This window comes from Candidatus Dormiibacterota bacterium (assembly GCA_036495095.1).
Classification (GTDB): Bacteria; Chloroflexota; Dormibacteria; order Aeolococcales; family Aeolococcaceae; genus CF-96.
Genome location: DASXNK010000145.1, coordinates 20,627 through 37,170, shown reverse-complemented (window position 1 = coordinate 37,170; position 16,544 = coordinate 20,627). Strand labels below are relative to the sequence as shown.

The following is a 16,544-nucleotide window of genomic DNA, read 5'->3' as shown; positions in this document are numbered from 1 at the left end:
TGGTCCCGACGCCTGCAGCAATCACAGCGCGGAGGGGCAGGGCGCGACCGCCGGGACCGAGAACAAGGTCTGTCAGGGCGGCGGGCTCGTGTTCATCGGCCCCAGCCTCGGACAGGTGGCCGCGGTGATCGGCCCCACCATCATCGGACCGGCGCAGGTCGGCACCGCGGTCGTGTCCGCGGGCAACGTCGCCGCCGGCTGAGTCTCCCACCACCGCAGCAGAGGGCACACCATGAGCTTCAGCCGAAGGCGCCTCCGGACCGCGGTGGCGGCAACCACCGGCCTGCTCGCCATCGCCGGCGGTGCCGCCGGCGCGAGCGCGGAGACGGCACCCGAGCCGCCCGGGTCCACCGCCCCGGCGATGACGTTCGTCGCCCCCAGGGTGGGGCCGATCACGGTGGGCCTCGGCCCGACCGTCATCAACGGAAAGGTCATGGACCCTGGAATGCAGGTGACCGTCCCACCTGTGTCCGTCCCGGTCGATCCGTCCGGCGCCGTGCACGGCGCGGGATAGCGGAGATGCGGCGCGACAAGGTCATCTCCGCCGCCGATGCCGCGCGGATCGTCGTCGACGGCGACACCATCGCCACCAGCGGCTTCGTCGGCATCGGCTTCCCCGAGGCCCTCGCGGTGGCGCTCGAGAAGCGCTTCCTGGCCACCGGCTCGCCGCGGGGGCTCACCCTGGCCTATGCGGCGGGCCAGGGCGACGGTCACGAGCGGGGGCTCAACCACTTCGCCCACGAGGGCATGCCGGTGCGCGTCATCGGCGGCCACTGGGGACTGGTTCCGAAGCTGGGGGCAATGGCGCGTGCGGAGCTGCTGGAGGCCTACTGCCTGCCGCAGGGGGTGATGTCGCATCTGTTCCGAGAGATCGCGGCAGGACGGCCCGGCCTGGTGACCAAGGTCGGTCTGCACACCTTCGTCGATCCCCGCGTGGAGGGTGGGCGGGTCAACGCCCGCGCCACGCGTGAGGTGGTGAAGCGGATCAGCATCGGCGACGACGAGTTCCTGTTCTACCCGGCGTTCCCGATCGACGTCGCCCTGGTGCGCGGGACCACCGCCGACCCCGAGGGCAACATCACGATGGAGCGGGAGGCGCTCACGCTGGACACGCTGTCGATGGCCCAGGCCGCCAGGAACTCGGACGGCGTGGTCATCGCGCAGGTGGAGCGGGTGACCGCGCGACACACCGGTCGCCCGCACCACGTCGTGCTGCCCGGTGTGCTCGTCGACGCCGTCGTCGTCGCGCCGCCCCACCACCACCCGCAGACGTTTGCAGAGGAGTACAACCCGGCATACGCCGGCGAGATCACCCTGCCCGAGTCGGGGCTGGCGCCGCTGCCGTTGACCCCGCGAAAGGTGATCGCGCGCCGGGCGGCGATGGCGCTGCGGATGAACTCGGTCGTCAACCTCGGCATCGGGATCCCCGAGGGCGTCGCGTCGGTGGCCCACGAGGAGGGCATCCTCGACTCCATCACGCTGACGGTCGAGCCCGGCGGCATCGGTGGTATCCCCGCCGGGGGATTGAGCTTCGGCGCGGTGGCCAACGCCCAGGCGGTGATCGACCAGGCCCATCAGTTCGACTTCTACGACGGTGGCGGGCTCGATCAGGCGTTCCTGGGCGCTGCGGAGGTCGACGCCGAGGGCAACGTCAACGTGAGTCGCTTCGGCGACCGCCTCGCCGGGGCGGGCGGCTTCATCAACATCACGCAGAACGCGCGCGCACTGTACTTCCTGGGGACGTTCGCGGCCCGCGCCAAGGTCGCCGTCGAGCACGGACGGCTTCGGATCGTGCAGGAATCCCGGGCGTTGAAGTTCATTGATCGGGTCACGCAGGTGACCTTCAGCGGACCCTATGCGCGCGCCCAGTGCCAGAGCGTGCTCTACATCACCGAGCGCGCCGTGTTCCGGCTCACCGACGCCGGGCTGGAGCTGATCGAGATCGCTCCAGGCCTCGACGTCGAGCGCGACGTGCTGCAGCAGATGGCGTTCAGGCCCGAGATCGCGCCCGGCCTGCGCGAGATGGACTCCCGAATCTTCCGGGAGGGTCCGATGGAGCTTCGCCGGGCGACGCCGACCGCGCTCGAGGACCGTGTCCGCTATGACCCCGGCGAGAACGTCGCCTACGTGAACTTCGAGGGCCTGACCCTCGACACCGACGCCGATGTCGCGGAGCTCGCCGGCTTCCTCGACGCGCGCTTCGCCGCGCTGGGGCGTCGCGTGCACGTGATCGTCAACTATGACAACTTCGCGATCGCGTCCGCGGCGACCGAGGCGTTCTCGGCGATGGTCGCCCGGAACAACGAGCGCTACTTCGTATCCTCGACCCGGCACTCCACCAACGCGTTCTTCCGCCGGCAGCTCGCCGGTCATCTGGCGCGAGCGAGGCTGCAGGGGACCGTCTACCGGGACCGTCAGACGGCGAGTAACGGGCTGCGGCGCGAGCCGGCGCCGTGAGGACCGGACCGCGCGCCGCCAACCGGTCATCCGGTCGAATCGCGTTCGATCTCGCGCGTCGCGAGGCATGGAACGCACTTCCAGCCACTCCGTCAGCCGGAGTGGCCGGCAATGACCGACGCGTTTCGCAGGAGGCTACGCGGCCGCGTGATGTGGCCGTGGCTCGCTGCCGCCCATCCTCATACCAGCCGCCGGGTCTGCCGGCGGCCGAAGCAAACGGCGACGCCGCATCAGATATCGACCTGGAGAACACCATGACCGCAACCCCGATGTCGTCGAAGGCGCCATCCGGCAGCTGGGAGGTGAACGTCCTGCACGGCCCCGGGACGGGCAGGTGGCTGGACACCGAGGCGCTGGCCGAGCTGGCCACAGCACCTCTCGATGCGATCGCAGAGCAGGCACGGAGGGCGCTGGTGCCGGTGCTCCCGCACGCCGCGCTGGTGCTGGTGACCCCGGGATCATCCACCCTTCCGGTGCAGATCGCAGCCCAGAACGGCGCGCGCCAGCGGTTGGCCTCCGTCGAGTGGACGCATCTCGTCGAGATCGGGCTGCCGGTGGAGAGCGGGGTGTCGCGGCTGGAGCTGCCCGACGTGGTGGGCGGTCTGCACGTGACCGGGTGGGTCGTCACCTCGCCCGAGATCACCGTTGCATTGATCGTCGGCGACAGGGCTCGCATGAGTACCACACCGGGCCAGGGGCAAGCCGCCATGCGTGTGGTCAGACGGGCCGCCGCGCGGCTACGCGCCATCGACGACGATCCGCCGCCGCGCACGCTCGAGTTCTCCCACGCGATGAGCCAGGAGCGCGAGCGGATTCGCCTGGAGCTCCGGAGCCGCCATGCGACGACGCTGTCGTCGCTGCTGCACACGCTGCGCGGCGCCACCGGAGCGGCGGGTGCACAGGCGACGCCGCCCGGGATCGCCAAGGCCATCGCCATGGCCTCGCGCGGGCTGCTCGACCTGCAGGCCGAGGCCGACGCCAGGGACGCCTCAGGTCACGCGTTGATCGGGGCCATCTTCGCCGAGGTCGAGGTGGAGGTGCGTGGGACCCTGCAGAGTGCAGGGGTCCGGCTGGTCGAGGACATCGAGGCCGATGAGGCTGCTCAGGTCCCGTACGCCGTCGCCCATGCGGCGCGTCTGATCACGCGGCTCGCCGCGCTCAACGCGACCCGGCACCCTGGAGCCGACAAGTGTCGCCTGCTCTGGCGGCTGACCGACGAGTCGCTGATCATCATCGTGGCGGACAACGGCCTCGGCTTCGAGGATGGCGCCGAGCGCCGCGAGCGCGAGCTCGCCGATGTCCGCCGGCTGGCGGGCGAGCTGCGCGGCCGGGTCGCCCTGGACTCCAACCCGCAGTGGGGCACGACCTTCAGCTGCGCCCTCCCGCTGCACGACCACCGCGCCCCCGCGCCGGAGAACCCGGCGGCGCGCCGCCTCGCCGAGCTGGGACAGCGTGAGCGCGAGGTGCTCGGGCTGATGATGGCAGGGCTGCGCAATCGCGACATCGCGGGACGGCTGTTCATCAGCGAGCGCACCGTGAAGTTTCACGTGTCCAACATCCTGGCCAAGGTCCAGGTGGGATCCCGCACCGAGGCGATCGCCGTTGCGCATCGCGCCGGAATCGCGGTGGTCCCCACCGATGGCGGACGTTGAGGCATGACCGGCGTTCGCTTCGCTGTGGCCGGCCTCGCCGTCACCGCCGCCCGGCGGCGGCAGGCCAGGCGCGGGATCGAGGCCGTGGACATGGTGCTCGAGGCGGTGGAGCAGCACCACCTGGCCCGGCGACCGCGCTTCGTCCCCCCGCTCCCGGAGTGGATCGCCTGCCTGGAGGAGACGGGCGGCCTGTCGGTTCCGGCGCACATCCTGGCGATGCGGGACACGGTGCGGCTGCACGGAGCCCTGATGGACTGGGAGGACGAGCTGCTGAATGCGGTGCTGCCCGGACGTGAGCAGCTGCTCCGAGCGGAGGAGGAGGGTGACGCCGACGGCCGCCGGCGCTCGGTCTGGGTCGACGGCGCCTAGATGGTGACGGCGAAGGGAGCGTGGCTCAGGGGAGCGCGAGGATGACCGACGGCACCACGAACAGGAGGAGCGCGAGGGTCATGACGTCGTCCCCCCGCGCCAGCCGCTCACGGAGAACCTCGACGCGGTCGCCGAACCGCTCCCAAGCTGTCGGCGGCGGGAGCTCCGCCGGGGGGCCGTCGATGTGCTCGAGCCACCGCACCGCGCCGTCGGGGCGCACCCACCAGGTCATGACCGCCTCCGGGCGCCCACCGGAGCGTAGGCCCGCAGCCGGTGCGCCAGGCATGCGGAGCAGGCGGCCCCGCCGTCGAGCCCGGTCGCGCACTCGGCTGTCAGGTGGCTGCGCATGAGGTCCTCCACCATCGGTGCAGTCGCGACCGGCGTTGGGATATGGCCCTCCATGCTGTGCACCTCCTCGTTCGGTCCTGGTCCTCGAGTCGCGATGGCTCGACGACGCGCGGAGACCGATGATGTCGCGACGTCCCCGCCATGTCATCGCCGGTGATGACTATTGCGCACCGTCATTCTCGACTAGAGCGTCGCGCTCTGGAGTTCGTCGGTTCTGTCGATGACGCACTGCATCATGATGCCTACCGTTGATCTCGAGGGTGCTGGCGCATCGCGTTCGCACGGTCAAGGGGAACCTGAGAATGAGGAGCAGTCTCGGAGTTCCCCCCCCGATGTGCGCTCGCCGGCATCGCCCGCCGGTGATCGCCTGATCACGGATCGGCCGGCCCAAACGCCGTCGATCGCGAATGGGGGGCGAAGGAGACCCAAGATGGCAGAAGACCGGTTCGACCTGCGTGTCGCACTCGACGAGCTCCGCTCCACCGGATCCACGAGCGCCGCGGTCCGTCCCGAGATCGCCGCCTCGTGGCACCGGTCGCTCGCGTCAGACCTTCAGCCCGACCGGCTGGTGGTTCCCCACCAACCCTCGGCGCCGGGCGACGAGCGTCTCGAGCGCGCCGCCCGTCCCGTCCTGGACCGTCTGGTCGAGGACCTCGAGTCCACATCGATGGGCCTGCTGCTCGCCGACCGGCACGGGCACATCCTCGATCGTCTGTTCCGCGACAGAGCTCTGGGTGCCAACCTCGACCGGATCAGTCTCGCGCCCGGTTCCTCCTATCAGGAGAGCCGGGTCGGCACCAACGCCATCGGCACGGCGCTCGAGGAACGGGCACCGTCGATGGTGACCGGCAGTGAGCACTTCGCCGACGCCCTCGGCCAGATGGCCTGCGCCGCGGCCCCCATCTTCGACCCGATCACGGGCTCGGTTCTCGGCGTGGTCGACCTGACCTGCTCGGTGGAGGGGTCGCACTCGCTGATGCTGGCGGTGGCCAAGCGGTCTGCCCGGCTCATCGAGCACCGCCTCGTCGGCGCGAACCCCGCCGCCGACCGGTTCCTGCTCGAACGGTTCCTGCGCGCCCGGCGGGGTGCGCGTGGGGCCCTGGTGGCCCTCAACGGGCACACCATGTACACCAACGCCCCGGCGGTCAAGCTGCTGCACGACATCGACCGGGGTCTGCTCTGGGACCTCGTCTCGTCGACCCTGTCCGGGCAGCAGCGCGGTGCGTTCGAGCTCCCGGTGCCGCCCGGAGGCTCGGCGCTGGTGGCCTGCGAGACCGTCGCCGACGGCAGCGAGGTCATCGGCGCGCTGCTGCGCTTCCTGCCGCCGCCGATGGCGGCCACCGGCGACCGCCCCGTCGCTCCCGAACGGCGGAGCCACCATCCGGCACTGGGGTGGGAGAGCCTCACCGAGACCGAGCGCAGCGTCGCGGAGCTGGTGAGCGAGGGACGCACCAATCGCGAGGTCGCCGCCTCGACGTTCCTCTCGCCCCACACCGTCGGCTATCACCTCCGCCATATCTTCCACAAGCTCGGTGTGGACTCCCGCGTCGACCTGACCCGTCTCGTCGTCCAGCGTGGCGACAGACCGGCTGATTCGCGGCCGCTCAACAGGTGAAGACTGTCCCGACGTACAGGCCTGGGCGCCGGCGGCGGGAGCGACGATGTTTGTCAGGAGAAAGCCGCTGATGTTCGCAATCCTCGAATCACCCGACGGACCGGCGCTCTGCGTCGGCTTCCGCACCCTCGCGGGCGCTGTCGCAGCCCTCGAGCGGCTGCGCGAGAGTGGCGGCGTCTACCAGGGACACGTCGTCGTGGAGACCCCGCCCGAGGAGACACCGTGACCGCCATCGCCGCCCTCGCCCGTGCCGCGACCCAGCTGGGCCGCCGCCGCCGGCGCGAGGTGCGTCTCGACGAGGAGCGCCCGGTCCCGATGATGGGAGCGTGGTCGCTCGACAACGGCATGCTGCCCGACGCCCGACCCGACCTGGCGAGAACTCGTGAGGGCCGCGCTCGTCGGTCCTCACTCCGAACGGGCGACCGCGCTCCGAACTTAGTCGGTTCTGTCGATGACGGTCGGATGGGCGGCGCCTAACGTTCTCCGAGCGGCGCGCCCCGCACCCGACCGTCAGGAGACAGCCCGCCGAATGTTCGCCATCCTCGAATCACCCGACGGTCCGGCCCTCTGCGTGGGCTACCGCACCCGCTCCGCCGCCGTCGCCGCCCTCGACCGGCTGCGCGCAAGCTGCACCCGGTACGAGGCGCATGTCGTCGTCGAAACCCCCTCGGAGGAGACCCCGTGAGCGCCACCGCCACCCTGGCACACCCCGACCGGCTGTCGGCCCCGGAGCGTCCGCTTCCGGAGCCGGCCGACGACGTCGACCTCGCGGTGGAGCATCTCGCCTCGCTGATGGCCGGCACCCACGGCGATCAGCAGTCGGCGTTGGAGGCGGTCGCTCGTGCCGCCACCCGCCTCGCTCGCGGCCGCCGTCGGGAGCTGGCGCAGGAGGAGGAGCGTCCCGCCCCGGCGGTGGGAGCGTGGTCGCTCGACAACGGGATCCAGCCCCACATCGTGCTCGGGGAGAACTGAGTGGCCTAGGTGGGCCGATCCCCGTCCTGGCCGGCCGCGCGCCGGATTGCCCGGACGATGTCGGCGACGGAGGCCCTCCCCTTGAGCAGGTAGTCGACCACACCGGCCTCACGCATCGCTGCGAGGCTGTCGAGGTCGCAGTAGGCGGAGAGCGCGACGCAGCGCGTTCGCGGCGACGCCGCGCGGATCGATCGAGCGGTGGATGCGCCGCCGCCCGGCATCCTCACGTCGAGCAGCGCCACGCAGGGCCGGACCTGGGTCGCGATGGCGACGGCCTCGGTGGCGTCACCGCCGACTCCGGCCAGCCGGAGGAACGGCCTGCTCTCGATCAGCGCGGTGAGGGTGTCCACCATGCGCTGGTCGTCGTCGGCGATGAGCACGCTGATCGGTGATTCCTGAGGCATGGTCCCGTTCACCCTCGCATGGCATTGCGCCGCGGGAAACCCGCCAAATGGAGTAGATCGCGCGTGCCTCCTCGACCACTAGACTCGGGCGACCAACATGACAGTGAACGGGAACGGCTGGCGGAGCCCGGCCCCTGGCGGCCGGCAGCGCTCGCCCGTGCGCGTGCTGATCGTCGATGACCACCCGGTGGTGGCGGACGGGATCCGCCTGCTCCTCGACCAGCACGCGGATCTCGAGGTGGTCGGCGTCGCCGGTGACGCCGCCGAGGCGCTGACGCTCGCGCCGGCGACCTGTCCCGACCTCCTGCTGATCGACTACCAGCTTCCCGATGCGACCGGCGCCGAGGTTGCGGCGAGGCTTCGTGAGCGGCAGCCCGCGCTCCGGGTGCTGTTCCTCAGCATGGTCAGGAACGACGCGCTCCTCCGGGAGGCGGTCAAGGCCGGCGCCCGCGGCTACCTGCTGAAGACGCAGCCGGCATCGGAGCTGGTGGACGCCGTCCGTCGCGCCGCCGCCGGCGAGCTCCTGATCCCGGCCGCCACGCTGGCCGGGCTGATCACCGGCTCCGGGGGCGTCACCGAGCTGCTCGACCGGCTGACGCCCCGCGAGCACGAGATCCTGCGACTCCTGGCCGAGGGTCTCGACAACCGCGGCATCGCCGCCCGGCTGGGCATCGCCTACGTCACCGTTCGCAGCCACCTTCGCAATCTCAGCAGCAAGCTGAACGCGCACTCCAAGCTGGAGGTGCTGGCCCGGGCGGTGGAGCTCCGGCTGATCGAGCGCTGAGCGGCCCCGCCTACGCGGCCGCTCGCGGCCCGGTCCTGACCGGCACCCGCGCCTCGACCACGGTGCCCTGTCCGGGCACGCTGCTGACCGTGAGCTGGCCACCGATCAGCCGGGCGCGCTCGCTCATCGAGCGCAACCCGAACCGGCGGTCCCGGCCCCGCGTACCGGTGGGGAGGTGCTGGGTGGCCGCCGCCGGATCGAAGCCCCGGCCGTCGTCGACCACCCGCAGCCGGAGGGTGCCACCCTCCTCCGCCAGGGAGACCTCCACCCGGCTCGCCTCGCCGTGCTTGCGCACGTTCGCCAGGGCCTCCTGGGCGATGCGGTAGAGGGCGAGAGCGACCTCCAGGGGTGGCTCGGCGGTGAGGTGCCCGGTCACTCGATGATCGATGCCCGCCTCGGCAGCTTGGTCGTGGGTGGCGGCCGTGATCGCCTTCGTCAAGCCCTCCTCGAGGAGGTCGGAGCGGAGCTCGAAGACGATCGAGCGGAGGCGCTCCGACGAATCCCTGGCCAGGGTGAGCAGCTGGTCGACCATCTCGCGCTGGCGCGGGTCCTGGATCTCCTCGCACAGGAGGTCGAGGCGGAGGGCCATGGCCCCCATGGTCTGCAGCGTGTCGTCGTGGATGTCGCGCGCGATCCGCTGCCGCTCCTCCTCCATCACCGCGGCCCAGCGCCGGCGCTCGAGGATGAGGCTGGTCAGCCCCAGCAGCGCCTCCAGCAGGCGTTGGTCGGTCTCGTCGGGACGTTGGGCCGGCCGTCCGAGCACGGCGATCCCGCTGCGGAGCAGCAGGTATTCGGTGGCCGCCTGCGGCCGACCGCCGCGCAGCGTGTTCAGCCGGCAATCCGTGGCTTCCGTCCCCGATGCGGTGCCCTCGTCGTACGCGTGGCGTGCCGCGTGCAGCTGAGCCTCGGACAGCTCGTCGCCGGCCACCGTCCGCGCCTCACCCGGCCGCACCTCCACCAGGCTGATGGTGCTGAGATGCCCGACCTCGCGCGCCCGCTCGCAGAGGTTCGACAGCACCGACGTGGCCTGGCGGTCGCGGAGCGCGGTGACCGCGAGGTCGTAGAGGGTGCCCGACTCCCGGGCCCGCGCCGCCGCCTCGGCCATGGGTGCGGCGACCGACGCGACCAGGCGCCCCCCCGCCAGCGCGAAGACGAGCAGCACGATCGCCTCCTCCCCATCCTCGGCGCTGAGGGGGAGGAAGGCCAGGTAGGGGGCGACGAAGAAGAAGTCGTAGACGAGGCACGACAGCACCGTACCCCAGAGCGCCGCTCCCCAGCCGTAGCGCGCGGCCATCCAGAGCACGAGCAGCAGATAGGCCGAGCTGAGCGAGGGCACGGTGGTCCCAAGGCCCCTGATCGCACCGATTGCGGCGGAGATGGCGGCAACGCCGACCACACCGACGGCGAACGGGGCCAGGCGTTCAGGCAACCTTCCATTCCTGAAACGGTGCACGAATCGCAGCATAGAGCCTTGGCACATGTGGCCGGTCTCCGCCAGACTGCGGGGGAGCACTCGGCCGGCGAAGACGAGACATTGCCCGATCGTCTCTTTCCTCATGATGCGTCACCGGGTACCATTCATCCCAGCGTCATCGCATCCGGGTTGCCCCAGTCCCGCCCCCAGTCGAACCGCGGTGCGGCGAGTCGCCACCCGACGGCGGCGTGATCGCCTCTCCTCCAAACGAACGATGACGATTCCGTTCAGATGAACGGCGCAGCCGCCCTCGGGCGTGCGTCAACCTGATCGCACGGACAGCCACAGCAGCTGGGGAGCCACCGCTGTCGAGAGGTGCGATGTCACACCGCACGCGCGGCGCCACAGGTGTCGCGCCGGTGGTCGTCCTCCCGACTCTCGGTCTCCCGCTTCGCAGCGATGTCGCCCGGGATCCGCAACTGAGCCGCTGAGACACTCCGGTCGACTGGCAGCACCGGACGGTGACGACCCACGGGTCGCGCCGATCCCTGACCAAGGAGGCGAGAGATGAGCAGCGAACCGACCCACTCACGGCGACCGGTCGACGGTACCCGGTGATGACCGCTCTCGAGAACCGGGCCGGCGACATCGACACGGAGAAGGACCGCCAGCGGCGCGCTCGAGCCGGGATCGCGGCCGTCGACACACTGCTCGAGATCCTCGAGCAGCGCCATCTCCAGCGCGAGGAGGTGGGGGTGGGAATGCTGCCCCGTTGGCGACGTGCTCTCGAGGCCGGCGGGCTCGTCGTCCCGGTGGCGGTGTCGAGCGCGACCACCACCCACGCACTCCATGAGCGTCTGCTCGACTGGCAGGAGGAGCTCCTGAACGCCGCCTATCCGCGTCGCGAGACCTGTGCGCGCACCGAGCAGGAGGCTGGCGACACCGCCGGCGAGGCCGGCCGGTTGCCGGGCGGCGAGCCGGCCCCCGCCGGCACCGGTCACCGCGCCCTCACGGCCGGTGCAACCCCGCCGAGGCGCCGCGCATCGCGCCGTTGCTGCCGCGCCTCCCGACGATCGGCCCGGGGGTCCATGTGGTCGGCACCGAGGCGCCTCGACGCCGACCTCCGCGCGGTGGCGCAGATGCCGCCACCGGCCGGCGGGTCGGGCGCGCGCGGGGGCATGCCCGGCCTCACGGATCGGGAGATCGGCGTCCTGCGGGTGGTCGCGGAGGGACTCACCAATGCGCAGGTGGCGAGGCGGCTGCACCTGAGCGAGCACACCGTCGCAGCTCATCTGCGATCCGTCTTCCGCAAGATCGGGGTGGCGAGCAGGAGCGCGGCGACGCGCTACGCGCTCGAGCGCGGGCTCACCTAGGGTGCGGGGGCAACGCGCTCTCGTCAACCTCGGTGAACGACCGACGTCAAAGCTAGCCGCTTCTGTCGATGACGGTGCGGATTCGAGTTCCTACCCTGTGTCCGAGCGCGGCTCACGGGCATTGGAGAATCGAGATGGCTGACAACGGCGGACACCCCGATCAGCTGGGCAGGGCCCGCGACCGGTACGACGCCGCGAGGAGCGCGGGAGTGACCGTGCCCGCAGCCGCGGAGGCGCTGATCGCATACGCCTATGTGCTGGAGTTCCACGCGGATCGGAGCGCAGCGGTCGGTCGCGACGCGCGCGACCTCCTGGGCGCCTGCATCGGTCAGCTCGACGCGGCGGTGCTGCTGGCGGCTCCGCCACCGGTGATGGAGGAGCTCGTGGCTGCGCTGGACGAACAGACGCTGTACATCGAGGTCGCCCTCGATCTGCCGGTGTCCCGGGTGGACCTCCGCGGGGCCGCATCCAGGAGGGGGTCGCGGCTCACCGCCCGGCCGCGCCGGAACGCCGGCGGGGGAATGCCTCGTGCGCACGAGAAGTGGTGGCCGGTTCAGAGGGTGCACTCGAGGAGCGCGAGCTGACCATCCTCCGGGCGGGCGCCGGCGACGATCGCCACCGACGCCCGCCCGGCGGTCAGGAGCCTCTACCTCGGGCCGAAGCCGAGACCCCCATGACCGCCGAAACCCGTGCCGCGGCCATAGCCATAGCCGCCGCCGTCACCGCCGCGGCCGTAGCCATAGCCGCCGCCGTCACCGCCGCGGCCATAGCCATAGCCGTCGCCGCCGCGGCCATCGCCGCCGCGACCCCAGCCGCCCTGGTCGTAGCCGCCTCCGCGACCCCAGCTGGCCAGGACGTAGCGTTCGCCGTGACCCCGACCGCCCCGGTCGAAGCCACCGTGACTCCAACGTCCATGTCCACGGTCGTGACCGAAATGCCCGTGGTCCAGAACGCCGACGCCCTGGGCCGGGATCGCGGCGCCGGTCGTGGTCGCGGCGAGTGCCGCCGTACCCGTCGACACCGTGCCGGCGAGCAGGACGACCGCCGCCACGCCGGCGAGACGCACACCCATCCTCATGGTTCTGCCTCCTCCGCTGTGTGAATCCGCGGGTGGCCCGCGGCCACCTTCGTTGCCACCGATCCTCTCGCTGTGGATCACCACCAGTGTCCGCCGGCGCCCGCACCGGGACATCACTCACATGACCTGTTTTCCGGCGAGCGGAGTCGCCGCCGCGCCTAGTGCGAAGTGACGAGGCGAAGCTGGTCAGGACTGTCGATGACGTGACCGGCGAGTCCCGGTACGGTGGCCACCATCGACTGGGTATTGGCCGGAGGTGATCATTGGCTGAGCAGCTGGGTTGGAACCGATTCCTCACCGGTGTGGCCGGAACTCTCGCCGTCTGCGCGGTGGGTGCCGTTCACGCCGGCGCGGGCCACGCCTCCGGCGCCGATCACGGCCCCGCCGGCCCGGCGGTGGTCGCAGCCACCCGCACGGCGCCGGGCGGCCCGGCCTCGGCGGTGGTTGCCGCTCCCGTCCCCGGCGCCGCGCCCCGCCCCGCGGTGCGCACGAGTGACGCACCGCCCGCCGGCATCCCGGCCTCCCGGGCCGAGATCCAGGACGCCGGTCCGCTCGAGGCGGACGCCTACGGGCTGAACCTCGATCTCCTCGCCACCTGCCTGAGCTGCACGAGCGCGCAGGCGGGACGCAACTCCTCGGGTGGCGAGGGGCGCGAGCTCCGGCTGGCGGGCGAGAACGTGAGCGAGGGCCAGGTGCCCGCCAACGGGTACGCGAACGGCGCCGCCGCCGTGGTCCCCTCCAACTCGTTGCTCCGGCTGGCCGTCGCCGGGTGGGACGGCGACGCCACCGCCACCCAGAGCGGCTCGCGGGCTCACACCCGGGGCGCTCTTCTCGACCTCGGGTTCGGCGAGGGCGGGGTGGTGACCACCACCGTCGCCGAGTCGACGAGCGACGCCGCCCACAGCGGATCCGCGTCGCATGCGAGCAGCCAGAGCAACGCGGCCCGCGCCGGCGTCGGAGCAGGCTGGATCGCGTTGGTGGTCCTCCATTCGGACGGCTCCAGCGACGCCCCCGGGCACACCTACCTGGCGTCCGTCAACGGCGACGAGATCGGCTCCTCGGGGACGGAGAAGGACGACCACGGGGTCGCGCTTCCGCGGGTCGGGAGCGTCGCCCTGCTGCGCGGCGATGGGAGCGGCGGGGCCGTCGCGTCGGCCAGCGATGGACACGCGCAGCGGGTGGTGGGCGTCGGAACCACCTGGGTGGGCAGCCCGTGGGCCGACCCGCAACCCTTGCGATGACGGACGAGCTCGGCCCGCGGCGGACGACCCATCGAACCTCCAGGAGGACCGGACCGGTGCACCGTCTCAGCGCTCCACTCGCCGTCATGGTGTCGGCCGGATCCCTCGCCGGCGGCACATCCTCCTCGGTGTCGGCGGCGCCCACATGGGCTCCGGCCGCGGCGGCGACCGTCCACCCCGGCGTGCAGCTGTACACGAACGGCGCGCAGTGCACCGCGAACTTCATCTTCACGAACCGCGCGCACGTGTATGTCGGCCAGGCGGCGCACTGCTCCAGCACCGATGCGACCGGCACCACCGATGGATGCACGGCGTCGTCGCTGCCTCTGGGCACACCGGTCGACATCCGCGGCGCGAAGCATCCCGGGAAGATCGTCTACAGCTCCTGGCTGACCATGAAGGGGCTGCACGAGACCGACTCGAGCGCCTGCCGGTACAACGACCTGGCGCTCGTCGAGCTGGATCCGGCCGACCTGGGCTCGGTCAACCCGTCGATCCCGACCTGGGGCGGCCCGGTCGGGATCTCCGCCGCGGGCACATCCACCGGCGAGCAGATCTACGGGTACGGCCACTCCGAGCTGGCCATGGGTCTCGCGCCGCTGGCGTCGAAGCAGGGCGTCAGCCTCGGTGACTGCGGCAACGGCTGGAGCCATCGGGTGCTGACCAGGTCGCCCGGGATCCCCGGCGACTCCGGGAGCGCCTACCTCGACTCCCAGGGCCGGGCCCTCGGCGTCCTCAGCACTGTGGACCTCGTCCCCGTCCCCGGCACCAACGGGGTCGGCGACCTGAGCCGCGAGCTCGCGTACCTGCACAGCCACACCGACCTGGGGGGCGTCCAGCCGGCCTTCGGCACCGAGGCGTTCACGGCCGGATCCCCCCCCGGGTCGGGGACGTTCAGGAGGCGGTGGCGGCGCTGACCGCGTCCCAGGTGGGCCAGCCACCGCGGGTGGTGCTCGAGGCCGGCGCCGCGCATCTCCCCCCGTGAGGGTGCGATCAGTCCGACCCCTGGCGGAACCTCCATGCCCGGGTGGCGGCGTGGAGGTGGAAGCTGGTGTCGACGTCGGCGAGGTCGCGGCCGGTGATCTTGCGGATGCGCTGGAGGCGGTAGCGGAGGGTGCTGCGGTGGATGTTGAGCACCTCGGCGGCGCGATCGTAGTTTCCACCGGTGTCGCAGTAATGGGAGAGCGTGCTCACCAGGCGGGAGTGGTGGGCGGCGTCGTAGTCCAGCAGCGCTCCAAGCCACTCCTGGACGAACCGGTCGATCTCCCCGGTGTCTTCACAGGCGGCGAGGAGGCGGTACATGCCCAGCTCCTCGAACATGGTCACCCCGAAGCGGTCCTGCGACGCCTGGCGGATGGCGAGCGCCTGGAAGGCCTCCTCGCAGGAGCGCGGGATCGCGTCGATCACGGCGGCCACGCCACCGACGCCGACGGCGACGGCCGCGGACCGGAGCTCACGCGCCACCGCCCGCTGCAGCTCGAGCCACTGCTCGCGTCCGCTCCAGCGGTCGGGGAGGTGGGCGACGAGAACCACCCGCGCCTGCCGCCTGCCCAGCAGCCCGCCCAGGTCCATCGCGGCGGCGCAGCGCTCCACGGCCCGTGCCAGCATGAGGGGCTCCGCTCCGGTCCAGTTCACCACCGCCACCTGGTGCCTGCGGCCGAGGTCGTGCCCGAGCGCGCCGGCCCTGGCCATCGCGCCGGCCTCGTCGGTGCCGCCGCAGAGGTCGTCGACGAGGTCCCGGCTCAGCCGCAGCTGCATGTCGGCGAGACTGCGCCCGTGGATCAGCTCCGTGCACAGGAGCAGCGCCGCATGCTCGAGGTCGAGGGCCTGGAGCGGCCCGGCCCGGCCGTCGGGATCGACGAGGGCGACGACGCCGATGATGTCGCCGCGGGGCTGGGCCACGGCCACGAGGCGGTCGCCGGCCCGCAGCGGTCCCGGCGCCGAGCGCCCGCGGCGGAGGAGCTCCGTCCGGTGCCGCCGGTCGGGCCGGGGATAGGGGTCGGGCCGGCCCGGGCCCGCCCACGCCCTGAGGTTCCCGAAGCCATCCTCGATCGCCACCGGGAGGCCGGTGAGCTCGTGCATCACCCGCGCGATCCCCGCCTCCCCCTCCCCGGCCACCGAGGTCCGGAGCAACGCCTGATAGTCGCGGGCGCGGCGCTCCAGGCCGCCCACGTGCGCCGCCAGCTGCTCGTTGAGCGAGCTCAGCTCCGCGCTGTGCCGCAGCGCGCTCCGCTGGAGCATCGCGCCGCTGATCGCCGCACCCGCCTGCTGGGCGAGCACCCGCAGCAGGAATCGCTCCGCCTCCGGTGGCTCCGCGCCGGCCGCGACGACCAGATGGCCGCGGCTGCCCAGCGCGTAGGCCCAGGACCAGGCGAGTCCCGAGAGGAACACCGCCCCGTCCCGGCCCTCCAGCCTCTCCACCTGCTCGGCGACCTCGGAGGGGTTCCCCCGGTGTCCATAGCCGTGGGGCTCGAGCCCTCCGTCCCGGACCAGGAAGCCGGCGTCCGCCCAGAAGGGGCCGAGGTCGGCGACCGCGGCCGCCGCCATGTCGAGGATCGCCCGCTCGTCGCGCTGGTCGAACATCAGCAGCGACAGCGCAAAGATGCGGACCAGGTTCGACAGCTGGGAGCGGAGTTGGGCGACCGTCTCGCTGCCCCTCGGCGGCGTCACCTTCATACAGCTCCTCGGGCGGGCCGCCCGACGTCGGCTCCATCTCCTCGATGGACGACTCCCACCGATTATCTCCCCTATGTCCGCGTCGCCGGGCAACGGACCGGGGATCATCGGTGACTCCGGGGCCGGCGACTGCCACGCCTTCCTCCTGCTGCTCGACGAAC

General features: G+C 72.0%; 19 protein-coding genes. 14 read left to right on the top strand and 5 right to left on the bottom strand.

Annotated features, from left to right (window positions below; genetic code table 11):
• The 5 genes from VGL20_14940 to VGL20_14920 form a co-directional block, all read left to right on the top strand.
• The coding region (locus tag VGL20_14940; GenBank protein HEY2704980.1) for a hypothetical protein at nucleotides 1-202 on the top strand (202 nt) is incomplete at its 5' end.
• 30 nt (nucleotides 203-232) lie between these two features.
• Complete coding sequence (locus tag VGL20_14935) at nucleotides 233-514, top strand: hypothetical protein (protein HEY2704979.1); 282 nt, start codon at nucleotides 233-235, stop codon at nucleotides 512-514.
• A gap of 5 nt (nucleotides 515-519) precedes the next feature.
• Nucleotides 520-2,457: a CoA-transferase gene (locus tag VGL20_14930; protein HEY2704978.1), complete on the top strand. Its 1,938-nt coding sequence runs from the start codon at nucleotides 520-522 to the stop codon at nucleotides 2,455-2,457.
• A 254-nt stretch (nucleotides 2,458-2,711) separates the two neighbouring features.
• Nucleotides 2,712-4,109, top strand: a complete 1,398-nt coding sequence (locus tag VGL20_14925; GenBank protein ID HEY2704977.1) for a LuxR C-terminal-related transcriptional regulator — start codon at nucleotides 2,712-2,714, stop codon at nucleotides 4,107-4,109.
• Between the two features lie 3 nt (nucleotides 4,110-4,112).
• Nucleotides 4,113-4,478: a hypothetical protein gene (locus tag VGL20_14920; protein HEY2704976.1), complete on the top strand. Its 366-nt coding sequence runs from the start codon at nucleotides 4,113-4,115 to the stop codon at nucleotides 4,476-4,478.
• 25 nt (nucleotides 4,479-4,503) lie between these two features.
• Here the strand turns inward: VGL20_14920 and VGL20_14915 are convergent, their stop codons facing one another.
• Entirely contained in the window at nucleotides 4,504-4,710 is a 207-nt protein-coding gene (locus tag VGL20_14915; GenBank protein ID HEY2704975.1) for a hypothetical protein, read from the bottom strand.
• 546 nt (nucleotides 4,711-5,256) lie between these two features.
• Between VGL20_14915 and VGL20_14910 the strand changes: the two genes are divergently transcribed.
• The 4 genes from VGL20_14910 to VGL20_14895 all read left to right on the top strand — a co-directional run bounded on the left by VGL20_14910 (nucleotide 5,257) and on the right by VGL20_14895 (nucleotide 7,413).
• Nucleotides 5,257-6,441 carry a LuxR C-terminal-related transcriptional regulator gene (locus VGL20_14910; GenBank protein HEY2704974.1) on the top strand — a complete coding sequence of 395 codons (1,185 nt, stop codon included), beginning with the start codon at nucleotides 5,257-5,259 and terminating at the stop codon, nucleotides 6,439-6,441.
• A gap of 70 nt (nucleotides 6,442-6,511) precedes the next feature.
• Nucleotides 6,512-6,667, top strand: coding sequence for a hypothetical protein (locus VGL20_14905; GenBank protein ID HEY2704973.1), 156 nt, complete (start codon nucleotides 6,512-6,514; stop codon nucleotides 6,665-6,667).
• A 303-nt stretch (nucleotides 6,668-6,970) separates the two neighbouring features.
• Nucleotides 6,971-7,126, top strand: coding sequence for a hypothetical protein (locus VGL20_14900; GenBank protein ID HEY2704972.1), 156 nt, complete (start codon nucleotides 6,971-6,973; stop codon nucleotides 7,124-7,126).
• Entirely contained in the window at nucleotides 7,123-7,413 is a 291-nt protein-coding gene (locus VGL20_14895; protein ID HEY2704971.1) for a hypothetical protein, read from the top strand. The genes VGL20_14900 and VGL20_14895 overlap by 4 nt, the downstream gene beginning before the upstream one ends.
• 5 nt (nucleotides 7,414-7,418) lie before the next feature.
• Here the strand turns inward: VGL20_14895 and VGL20_14890 are convergent, their stop codons facing one another.
• Nucleotides 7,419-7,817 carry a response regulator transcription factor gene (locus VGL20_14890; GenBank protein HEY2704970.1) on the bottom strand — a complete coding sequence of 133 codons (399 nt, stop codon included), beginning with the start codon at nucleotides 7,815-7,817 and terminating at the stop codon, nucleotides 7,419-7,421.
• Between the two features lie 157 nt (nucleotides 7,818-7,974).
• Here VGL20_14890 and VGL20_14885 point away from each other — a divergent pair, with 157 nt between their 5' ends.
• Nucleotides 7,975-8,601, top strand: a complete 627-nt coding sequence (locus VGL20_14885; GenBank protein ID HEY2704969.1) for a response regulator transcription factor — start codon at nucleotides 7,975-7,977, stop codon at nucleotides 8,599-8,601.
• Nucleotides 8,602-8,611: 10 nt separating this feature from the next.
• Here the strand turns inward: VGL20_14885 and VGL20_14880 are convergent, their stop codons facing one another.
• Nucleotides 8,612-10,030 carry an ATP-binding protein gene (locus tag VGL20_14880; GenBank protein HEY2704968.1) on the bottom strand — a complete coding sequence of 473 codons (1,419 nt, stop codon included), beginning with the start codon at nucleotides 10,028-10,030 and terminating at the stop codon, nucleotides 8,612-8,614.
• A gap of 602 nt (nucleotides 10,031-10,632) precedes the next feature.
• Here VGL20_14880 and VGL20_14875 point away from each other — a divergent pair.
• Both VGL20_14875 and VGL20_14870 read left to right on the top strand, forming a co-directional pair.
• A complete protein-coding gene (locus VGL20_14875) occupies nucleotides 10,633-11,388 on the top strand; it encodes a LuxR C-terminal-related transcriptional regulator (GenBank protein HEY2704967.1) in 756 nt (251 codons plus the stop codon).
• Between the two features lie 134 nt (nucleotides 11,389-11,522).
• Complete coding sequence (locus tag VGL20_14870; protein HEY2704966.1) at nucleotides 11,523-11,972, top strand: hypothetical protein; 450 nt, start codon at nucleotides 11,523-11,525, stop codon at nucleotides 11,970-11,972.
• Between the two features lie 62 nt (nucleotides 11,973-12,034).
• On the opposite strand, the gene VGL20_14865 is transcribed toward VGL20_14870, so the two are convergent.
• A complete protein-coding gene (locus VGL20_14865) occupies nucleotides 12,035-12,466 on the bottom strand; it encodes a hypothetical protein (GenBank protein HEY2704965.1) in 432 nt (143 codons plus the stop codon).
• 329 nt (nucleotides 12,467-12,795) lie between these two features.
• On the opposite strand from VGL20_14865, the gene VGL20_14860 reads away from it, so the two are divergent.
• Both VGL20_14860 and VGL20_14855 read left to right on the top strand, forming a co-directional pair.
• The gene (locus VGL20_14860) at nucleotides 12,796-13,707 is read left to right on the top strand and encodes a hypothetical protein (GenBank protein HEY2704964.1); all 912 of its coding nucleotides are present in this window, start codon (nucleotides 12,796-12,798) and stop codon (nucleotides 13,705-13,707) included.
• Between the two features lie 56 nt (nucleotides 13,708-13,763).
• Entirely contained in the window at nucleotides 13,764-14,624 is an 861-nt protein-coding gene (locus VGL20_14855) for a serine protease (GenBank protein HEY2704963.1), read from the top strand.
• A gap of 76 nt (nucleotides 14,625-14,700) precedes the next feature.
• Here VGL20_14855 and VGL20_14850 read toward each other — a convergent pair whose 3' ends face one another.
• Nucleotides 14,701-16,377 carry a helix-turn-helix domain-containing protein gene (locus tag VGL20_14850; GenBank protein HEY2704962.1) on the bottom strand — a complete coding sequence of 559 codons (1,677 nt, stop codon included), beginning with the start codon at nucleotides 16,375-16,377 and terminating at the stop codon, nucleotides 14,701-14,703.
• Nucleotides 16,378-16,544 lie beyond the last annotated feature (167 nt).

Excerpts from the sequence above, each read along its gene's own strand:
- VGL20_14935 (HEY2704979.1), top strand. The coding sequence starts at position 233 with ATGAGCTTCAGCCGAAGGCGCCTCCGGACCGCGGTGGCGGCAACCACC.
- VGL20_14930 (HEY2704978.1), top strand. The coding sequence starts at position 520 with ATGCGGCGCGACAAGGTCATCTCCGCCGCCGATGCCGCGCGGATCGTC.
- VGL20_14925 (HEY2704977.1), top strand. The coding sequence starts at position 2,712 with ATGACCGCAACCCCGATGTCGTCGAAGGCGCCATCCGGCAGCTGGGAG.
- VGL20_14920 (HEY2704976.1), top strand. The coding sequence starts at position 4,113 with ATGACCGGCGTTCGCTTCGCTGTGGCCGGCCTCGCCGTCACCGCCGCC.
- VGL20_14915 (HEY2704975.1), bottom strand. The coding sequence starts at position 4,710 with ATGACCTGGTGGGTGCGCCCCGACGGCGCGGTGCGGTGGCTCGAGCAC.
- VGL20_14910 (HEY2704974.1), top strand. The coding sequence starts at position 5,257 with ATGGCAGAAGACCGGTTCGACCTGCGTGTCGCACTCGACGAGCTCCGC.
- VGL20_14905 (HEY2704973.1), top strand. The coding sequence starts at position 6,512 with ATGTTCGCAATCCTCGAATCACCCGACGGACCGGCGCTCTGCGTCGGC.
- VGL20_14900 (HEY2704972.1), top strand. The coding sequence starts at position 6,971 with ATGTTCGCCATCCTCGAATCACCCGACGGTCCGGCCCTCTGCGTGGGC.
- VGL20_14890 (HEY2704970.1), bottom strand. The coding sequence starts at position 7,817 with ATGCCTCAGGAATCACCGATCAGCGTGCTCATCGCCGACGACGACCAG.
- VGL20_14875 (HEY2704967.1), top strand. The coding sequence starts at position 10,633 with ATGACCGCTCTCGAGAACCGGGCCGGCGACATCGACACGGAGAAGGAC.
- VGL20_14870 (HEY2704966.1), top strand. The coding sequence starts at position 11,523 with ATGGCTGACAACGGCGGACACCCCGATCAGCTGGGCAGGGCCCGCGAC.
- VGL20_14865 (HEY2704965.1), bottom strand. The coding sequence starts at position 12,466 with ATGAGGATGGGTGTGCGTCTCGCCGGCGTGGCGGCGGTCGTCCTGCTC.